The following is a 7070-nucleotide window of genomic DNA, read 5'->3' as shown; positions in this document are numbered from 1 at the left end:
CGCTCGACGGCCTGGAGACCACCGGCGACACCGAGCCGATGGAGCAGCTCGCAGACTGGGACCCGAACGCGTAAAACCGCACTTGTGGCGGCTGCCGTTGAAGGTCTCCCGGACGCTGTGCGAGGTGCCGAGCGTGTCACTGCCGCCGACGGCGCTACTCCGGCGACGACGGCACGCTCGCCACCGCCGTTGGCCCAACACTGCGCCAACTGTTCCCACCGGCACCTGCGGCCAACACCGCACGGTAGCCGTCGAACGTTCGGTCGGCGAACCACTCGCTGACGCAGATCGCCTGGCCGTCATCGCGCACGCTGTCGGCCCGATCGGGCGTTCGCCCCACCGCACCTCGTCGACTGAGCATTGCGCCCGCTCGGCGGCAAATCAGTTCATCCGGGCGCCGGCGTTGGGCCGGCCAGCAACTGCGCTCAGAAGCCTCGGAAGACGCCGTCCGGGCCTGTCGACCGCGCGAACTCAAAGCGTCGGCAGAGTGGCGCGGTAGCGGCTGGTGGGCGCACGGTCGGCGGCAAATGCCTGAACATGATCATGAAGATGTCCGATTACGGCGAGTTCGGAGGCTTGGCCTTCTGCGGGTAAATCGTCTCGTGACGGGCCAGCATGGCGACGAACTCGCCGATCTTCCGCTCACGGGTCTGCGCCCGTTTGACGGCATTGACGCGGTAAATGAGAGCGAACCGGTTGGTTTTAGTGAGGACGTCGAACATGGCCTGAGCGGCGGGGTCGGCGGCGATGGCGGCGAGCAGGTCGGCCGGCACCTCGGCTTCCGAAGGTGGGGCGTAGGCGGCCGCCCACCGCCCGTCCGCCTTCGCGGCTTCCACCGCGGCGCGGCCTGGGGGCAGCATTCGCCCCTGCGCTTCCAGCCGGGCCACGTGGGCGACGTTGCGTTGTGACCAGGAACTGCGGGGCCTGCGAGGGGTAAACCGGATCCAGGAGGTTTCCTGATCCCGTTTACGGGCCTGCCCGTCGATCCAGCCGAAACACAGGGCCTCGTCGACCGCCTGCTGCCAGGTCAGCGTCGTGACTGTGCCGCCCTTCTTGGTCAGGGCGAGCCAGATCCCGGGCGACGTGGCGTGGTTGGCCGACAACCACGCGCGCAGCGCGTCGGCGTCCGCGACGATCAACTCATCCAGTTCGGCGCTCCCCATGACGGCAGGCTATCGCTACGTCGTTGCCGCAGCATCTGCCTTTGGGCCAGCGCTATCTTCGCCCACAGGTGAGATGCGCCGAGGCATCCGTAATCGCGGCCCGAGACGCGCCGAACGCCGACCCTCGCGAAGGGGCTCGTCCTGTCTGGCCTCGTCGTCAGACGCTCCCGCCGGAGCGTTGTGCCGATGAGTTCATTGCGCACTTCCCGGTACAACCGTGCTGGCTGCAGCAGTTTCTCCGCCGCGTACCGTGACGCCCGATCGGCGGCAGACCGCACACCCGACCTTGGCCAACCGGTGCCGCGAGACGTGCGATTAGGGTCTACGCATGGGGGGATGACATCGTTCTGCGGCTCGACCGCGCAACGGCCGAAGATCTGTACGTCGCGCTGTACGAGGCCGGAGAGCACATCGCGGCTGGCGCAGCCATCACTCCGCCCACCGCCGAGGAGGTCGAGCGCCTGGGCACTCCTCTGCGGGACCTGGGCCACACCCTTGGCCGTCGTTGCTCTCCGTACTGCGACCACCTCTAGTTCGTACGGGGTCGCGCGTGTTCAGCGGCAGAAGCGGATGCGGCATGACCCCGATCTGCTGATGGATGTACGGCACGATGAACGTTGCGCTCGCCGGTTCTTCCTCTGCTTAGATCGTTCTGACGATCGAGGAAAGGAACGGTACGCCGTGATGCCGGAGCTTCGGGAGCAGGAAGAACGCCTCCAGTTCGACCGCTTTGACCATGACGACGCCTGGGCCCTGGGAGCTCGCCTGGTCGGGTTGGCCAGAGAGCGCGGCCATGCTGTCACCGTCGACATCCGCCTCGGCGACCACCAACTCTTCCACTACGCACTGCCCGGCACCTCTGCCGACAACGACGACTGGATCGAACGCAAGATCCACGTTGTCCGCCGGTTCGGGCACAGCTCCTACCTCGTGGGCCAGACCTACCGCGACCGCGGCACCACCTTCGAGGAACAATCCCACCTCGACGTGGCCCTGTACGCCGCGCACGGCGGCTGCTTCCCGATCATCCTCAGGGGCACCGGCCCGGTCGGCACCGTCACCGTCTCAGGACTGCCCCAACTCGACGACCACCGCCTCGTCGTCGAGGCCCTCGAACTCTTCCTGGATTCCAAGAGCTCCGAGAAGGGGGCCGTCTCGTGAACGGCTCTTTCTCAACTTTTCGGCTGTCTCACTCTCGGCGGTGACGGAGGGCGAGGTCAGCCGAGCAGGATGCGGTGTCGTAGGAGCGGAAGCCGATACGCCTGGACATCTGACGCTTTCCCCAACCGGTCTTGGTGTTCACCCCTCCGATCGCCTCCACGCCACCGCAGCAACCCAGCAACCAGCGGCCACCGCCCGAGACTGCGCACGCCCACTGCTTGCCGTGCGTGACGCGGGGTCTGCGGCAGGTGTGCGCGCCGTAGGCTTCCGCTGTGCCGAGTCGCTTCTTCCGCCGTCGCTGGGATGAGTCACGAGGCGACGAGTTTGACGGTTGGGGACACTCCACCTGGTACTTCGAGGTCGGTGAGGATGGCTGGCCCGTTCGGCAGATTGAGGCGTACGACGACGGGCCGGTCCTCCGCTACGGGCCTGGACACGAGGACGACCAGTACGGAGGCCTGGGGCAGGCGAGCCTCAATGACCCGGACGAGGACTGGAACAGCTACACGATTGCGCGAGACGCGTTCGAGCGTGTCTGGGACTCGGCCGGCGAGTAGGACGTGAGTCTCTGCTGGCATCGGCGTCAACGACCGGACTACCACTTCCCGGCCATGAGCGTGCGGGGACGTCGCCGGGCATGATGTCGTCGTGTCGGACGCGGAGACGGTCACCGCCGCAGCGAAGCTTTCGGTGCGGCGATACGACGGGGTGGCCGTGCTGGCAGCCTGGCTCGGGGTGGCCTGGATCGAACTGGCCAACCTGCAGAACGCCTCCCTCCTACTGTTCGTGGTTCCGCCGTCCGAGCTCGCCGTGTGGCTCAGCGCCATCGCCCTGACAGTGCGACTGGCTTACCGCACCCCGGCCAGACGTGCGACGGCGCTCACCACCGCGGCGCTCCTACTGGTAACCTGCGCCTGGTTCACCAACTGGGGGCTGTTCCACCCCGCGTCGTACTGGATCACACACCGCTGGGCGTTCAACGCAGTGGCCGACGGGGTCCGGGAGGGGCGGATCGGCACGTCCCGCGGCTATTACGGCGAGTTCCTCCCCCTGCACCTTCGGGACCTGTCCACCAACGGCCGCGCGGCCGTCGTCGGCAGCCAGGACGGCAAGCCGGTGGTGTTCCTGCCCCAATGGGTCGGCATCCCCGACGACGCCGGCGGATACGTCTACCTCGACGCCGCACCCCGCCCCGACCTGCTCATCGACCTCTTCGGCGAACCCGCCCGGGTCGCCGGTGGGCAGCACCTCGGCGACGGCTGGTGGTATGTCCTCCCCGGGGATTGACAACACCCGACGCACGGACCGCAGCAGACCCCGAACGCGCAGCACGCGGCAGATCAGGATGTCTGCGGTGGTCGGCGGTGACGGCAAGGCCCAAAGTCGGGTCGGCACCTGCACTGCTGGCATGATCGTGGCCATGTGGTTGGAGACGCGGTGACGGCTACCTCAACTCCTGGAGTCGTGCCGGCACATGGTTCGCTGGCGATCTATCCCGGTACGTTCGATCCGTTCACCCCGGGGCACCGGGACGTTGTGGCCCGCGCCCGGGTGATGTTCGATCAGGTCATCGTGTTGCTGGCGGTTAACGCCGACAAGCAACCAACCGCCGAGGCCACTGTCAGGGCCGCACGCGTGCGCGATGCCATGCCGGCAGCCTGGGGCAATGTCGAGGTTGACACCTGGACCGGCCTGACCACCGCCTACTGCGTGCGCCGCGGCGCCACGGTCATCGTCCGCGGCGTACGTACGGCCGCGGACCTTCGCCAGGAGTACCAGCTCGCTGCGATGAACGCGCAACTCGGCATTCAGACCGTCTGGGTGCCGGCCCGTCCGCAGCTGGTCGCCACTTCGTCCACGGTCGCACGCGCATACCGTTCGGCACGGCGGGCCCGTCCCTCCCAGAACTCCGCAGAATGACCCCCAGGGGTAACTGGAACGGTGGCAAGATGCCGGTCCAGGCTTTTGCGGGCACGCTCGTAGCGCATGGTGGTTCGCGGGCGGCGATCTGCAAGTCGCGCAGGCTGACGCCGGGGTCGAGCATGGTGGTCACGAATGTGTGGCGCAGCATGTGGGGGTGAATCCTCGGCATTCGGATCCCCGCGCGGTCTGGGGCCAGGTGGTTGGGTCGGCGGGTGGCGGCGTGCCGGTCCATCCGCCCACCGTGTGTGCCGCGCAGGATCGGCCACTGGTGCGGTCGTCGACGGCCCGGACGATGGCCCTGGCGACCGCGGGTGGCAGCGGAACGAGGACGGCCGTGCCGCCCTTGCCGCGCACCCGTCAATCAGCCGTTGGGACGTGACTCGATCGCCTGCAGCGACCACCTGTTGCCGTCAGGATCGCCGAAGTAGACGAAGTTGCCCCATGGCTGCGCCTCGACCTCGCTGGCATCGACGCCGGCGTCGAGCAGTTGCCGGCGTACCGCCTCGGCGTCGGCGACCACAACCTGGATTTCCTGTGTGCCGGGAGTCTTGTCGGTGATGCCCTCGCCGATCACGATGGAGCAGGCCGAGCCGGGTGGCGTCAGTTGGACGAACCGCAGGCCCTCGTGCACCCCGTGATCGTGGTCGGCGTTGAAGCCCACCTTCTGGTAGAACGCCTTGGCCCGGTCGACATCGGTCACCGGAACCGGGATGAGTTCAATCTTCCAGTCCATCGTCCCACCGTAGGCCATCGTTACGGCCTTCGGGCTCACCGCACCATCCGCAGCATGAGAGTGCCCGGTGCCGACCCCTCGACCCAGCGAACCGGAGCAGCCGGGCGACGTCGCGCGAGGGAGCGAGGACTCAGCGGGCGGGCACCGGCTCGGACGACGGACGCCACTCTCGCCTGATCAGCCCGTAGACCCAGGAGTCAGAGACCTCGCCGTTCACGACGCAGTCTTCCCGCAACGTCCCTTCACGCACGAACCCGAGCTTCTCCAGCACGCGGGCAGATGCCACGTTGCGTGTATCGGTCTCAGCCTGGACGCGATTCAGGTCCAGCGTGTCGAATGCCCAGCGCAGCAGAGCGCGCGCCGCCTCCGTCGCGTAGCCGTGGCCCCACGCCGCAGCGTCGAAGCAGTAGCCCAGCGATGCACTGCGGTAGTCCGGATTCCACCGGTTCAGGCTGCACCAGCCGATGAACGCCCCGTCGGAGACACGATCCACGGCCAGCCGCGCCCCGGTGCCCCCCCTCCGCCATCTGCCGGCAATCCGTGATGAACCGCTCGGAGCGCACGCGGTCGCTCCACGGCGGCGCGTCCCAGTAGCGCAGCACGTAGGCGCTGCTGTGCAGCGCAAACAGGTCGTTCGCATCCCCGTCGTCGAAGGGACGCAGTCGAAGGCGAGTGGTGTGCAGCGTGGGGGTGGGCAGCGACATGCGCGTCATGTTCCCTCCGGTGATTGGTGGCCGATCAACCAGACATCCGGTGCCGGTCACTCGCAATGGGTTTCTCGGCGGGCGGGCGGAACGACGTCCTCGCTCATCGACAGATCCGGCCGTTCAGCGACCGGTGAGCCGGCGCCGTGATCGCGGCTATGAGCGGATGCGGTGAGTAGCGCGCCGCTGGCGAGCACCGCAAGGGCGCTGCTGTGTCAGAGGTTGCCGATGTAGACGACAACCGCGTCGGGCGGTGGTGCCGATCGCAGGATGGATGTCGGCTCGGCGTCGACGTACAGCCACGCATGGTGCGGTGTCCAGTTCAGGATGCCGCCGGTCTCGCGGTCGCCGGTATAGAGGCCACGTTTCGGCTCGAGTGGCCAACCGCGGCTGCGAAGGTGCTCGACGAGCCGGGTCACCGTCGTTGCCCGGCCGGCACCGTCGGCGGCCGTCACCACGAACTCGGCCGTGCAGTTGCCGCTGCTGCCGCCATCGGCGCATCTGTCGGCTGACACCAGGCGCAGCGACGCCGGTAATGGAAGGACCTCGTCGTCGCGGGCGGCGATACGCAGTGAACCATCGCCGTCGGTTTGGACCAGGCCGAGCCCGCAACCGCACAGAAGCACCATGCTGGCGAGCAGCGCCACAGAGACGACCCACCGCGCGTGGGCGGCTGGCGGAGTGTGTTCGATTCGGTGACGAGCCGAGCGAGCGTGCACGCTCCAGTCGATGACCAACGCGGCCAGGCACACACCGCCGATCAGCAACCAGACCACGAACCAGTCGAGCCACGGTGGGGCAATCAGGTTGTGAGGCCATTGCGAGACGGCGAACGTGGTGATCAGTGCAGCGATCCAACCGGCACCAAGCGTCACGCCGGTAGCACGGCCAGCACGGGTACCCCACGCCCACGAACCGACTATGGTCAGGCCGCAGATCGCCGCCACTACAGCGAGCAGCGGCGTACCTTGCCACAGCGGCAACGATCCCAACCCAGCACCGGCCACGCTCAGCCACCAGCGCCAACCGTTGCCCGACGTCATCTGCCAGAGTTCTCCTACCGCTGCGAAGTTGACGAGTAACGTTTCTCAGGCGCCCGCGACACCGACGGCAACTTACATGTAGGCCGGCGGCGAGCCGCGCGCGATGCGAGGGCGTGGGTGGCCACGCGGGGCGCCGAGTATGGGCTGTGCCGGATCTTTCGCAACGGGGCCTGGCACTACGAATTGCGCCCCGAAGCGATCGACGACGTCTGCTGCCCGAGAATGTATCCCGATCCCATCCAGGACCCGAGGATGCAGCAGTGACCGGCAGTAGACGAGGACAGGCGATGGCGCGGGTGGACACGGCGGAGAGCGGGCAGGGCGGCGCGGGCCGCGGGGATAC

General features: G+C 67.8%; 8 protein-coding genes. 4 read left to right on the top strand and 4 right to left on the bottom strand.

Annotated features, from left to right (window positions below):
- Window positions 1-557: 557 nt before the first annotated feature.
- On the bottom strand, window positions 558-1163 hold the full coding sequence (locus tag B0E53_RS31385) for a YdeI/OmpD-associated family protein (RefSeq protein WP_107079287.1): 606 nt from the start codon (window positions 1161-1163) through the stop codon (window positions 558-560).
- A 570-nt stretch (window positions 1164-1733) separates the two neighbouring features.
- On the opposite strand from B0E53_RS31385, the gene B0E53_RS31375 reads away from it, so the two are divergent.
- From B0E53_RS31375 to coaD, 4 genes are all read left to right on the top strand, one after another.
- Complete coding sequence (locus tag B0E53_RS31375) at window positions 1734-2324, top strand: heme-degrading domain-containing protein (protein ID WP_246835690.1); 591 nt, start codon at window positions 1734-1736, stop codon at window positions 2322-2324.
- Between the two features lie 272 nt (window positions 2325-2596).
- The gene (locus B0E53_RS31370; protein ID WP_107079286.1) at window positions 2597-2881 is read left to right on the top strand and encodes a hypothetical protein; all 285 of its coding nucleotides are present in this window, start codon (window positions 2597-2599) and stop codon (window positions 2879-2881) included.
- Between the two features lie 91 nt (window positions 2882-2972).
- Complete coding sequence (locus B0E53_RS31365; RefSeq protein ID WP_107079285.1) at window positions 2973-3611, top strand: hypothetical protein; 639 nt, start codon at window positions 2973-2975, stop codon at window positions 3609-3611.
- A 177-nt stretch (window positions 3612-3788) separates the two neighbouring features.
- The gene (coaD, locus tag B0E53_RS31360) at window positions 3789-4244 is read left to right on the top strand and encodes a pantetheine-phosphate adenylyltransferase (RefSeq protein ID WP_246835689.1); all 456 of its coding nucleotides are present in this window, start codon (window positions 3789-3791) and stop codon (window positions 4242-4244) included.
- Between the two features lie 364 nt (window positions 4245-4608).
- Here coaD and B0E53_RS31350 read toward each other — a convergent pair whose 3' ends face one another.
- From B0E53_RS31350 to B0E53_RS31340, 3 genes are all read right to left on the bottom strand, one after another.
- Window positions 4609-4980, bottom strand: a complete 372-nt coding sequence (locus B0E53_RS31350) for a VOC family protein (protein ID WP_107079284.1) — start codon at window positions 4978-4980, stop codon at window positions 4609-4611.
- A 130-nt stretch (window positions 4981-5110) separates the two neighbouring features.
- Window positions 5111-5473: a GNAT family protein gene (locus B0E53_RS31345; protein ID WP_246835688.1), complete on the bottom strand. Its 363-nt coding sequence runs from the start codon at window positions 5471-5473 to the stop codon at window positions 5111-5113.
- A gap of 426 nt (window positions 5474-5899) precedes the next feature.
- Window positions 5900-6727: a cytochrome d ubiquinol oxidase subunit II gene (locus B0E53_RS31340; RefSeq protein WP_146167833.1), complete on the bottom strand. Its 828-nt coding sequence runs from the start codon at window positions 6725-6727 to the stop codon at window positions 5900-5902.
- Window positions 6728-7070 lie beyond the last annotated feature (343 nt).

The sequence above is a fragment of the Micromonospora sp. MH33 genome (assembly GCF_003013775.1).
GTDB classification, from domain to species: domain Bacteria; phylum Actinomycetota; class Actinomycetes; order Mycobacteriales; family Micromonosporaceae; genus Micromonospora; species Micromonospora fulviviridis.
The sequence above is the reverse complement of the archived record's forward strand: the minus strand, read 5'-3'. Positions and strand labels throughout refer to the sequence as shown.

What these genes read in the sequence shown, in the direction of transcription:
- B0E53_RS31385 (WP_107079287.1), bottom strand. Translation starts at nt 1,163, where the DNA reads ATGGGGAGCGCCGAACTGGATGAGTTGATCGTCGCGGACGCCGACGCG.
- B0E53_RS31375 (WP_246835690.1), top strand. Translation starts at nt 1,734, where the DNA reads ATGCGGCATGACCCCGATCTGCTGATGGATGTACGGCACGATGAACGT.
- B0E53_RS31350 (WP_107079284.1), bottom strand. Translation starts at nt 4,980, where the DNA reads ATGGACTGGAAGATTGAACTCATCCCGGTTCCGGTGACCGATGTCGAC.
- B0E53_RS31340 (WP_146167833.1), bottom strand. Translation starts at nt 6,727, where the DNA reads ATGACGTCGGGCAACGGTTGGCGCTGGTGGCTGAGCGTGGCCGGTGCT.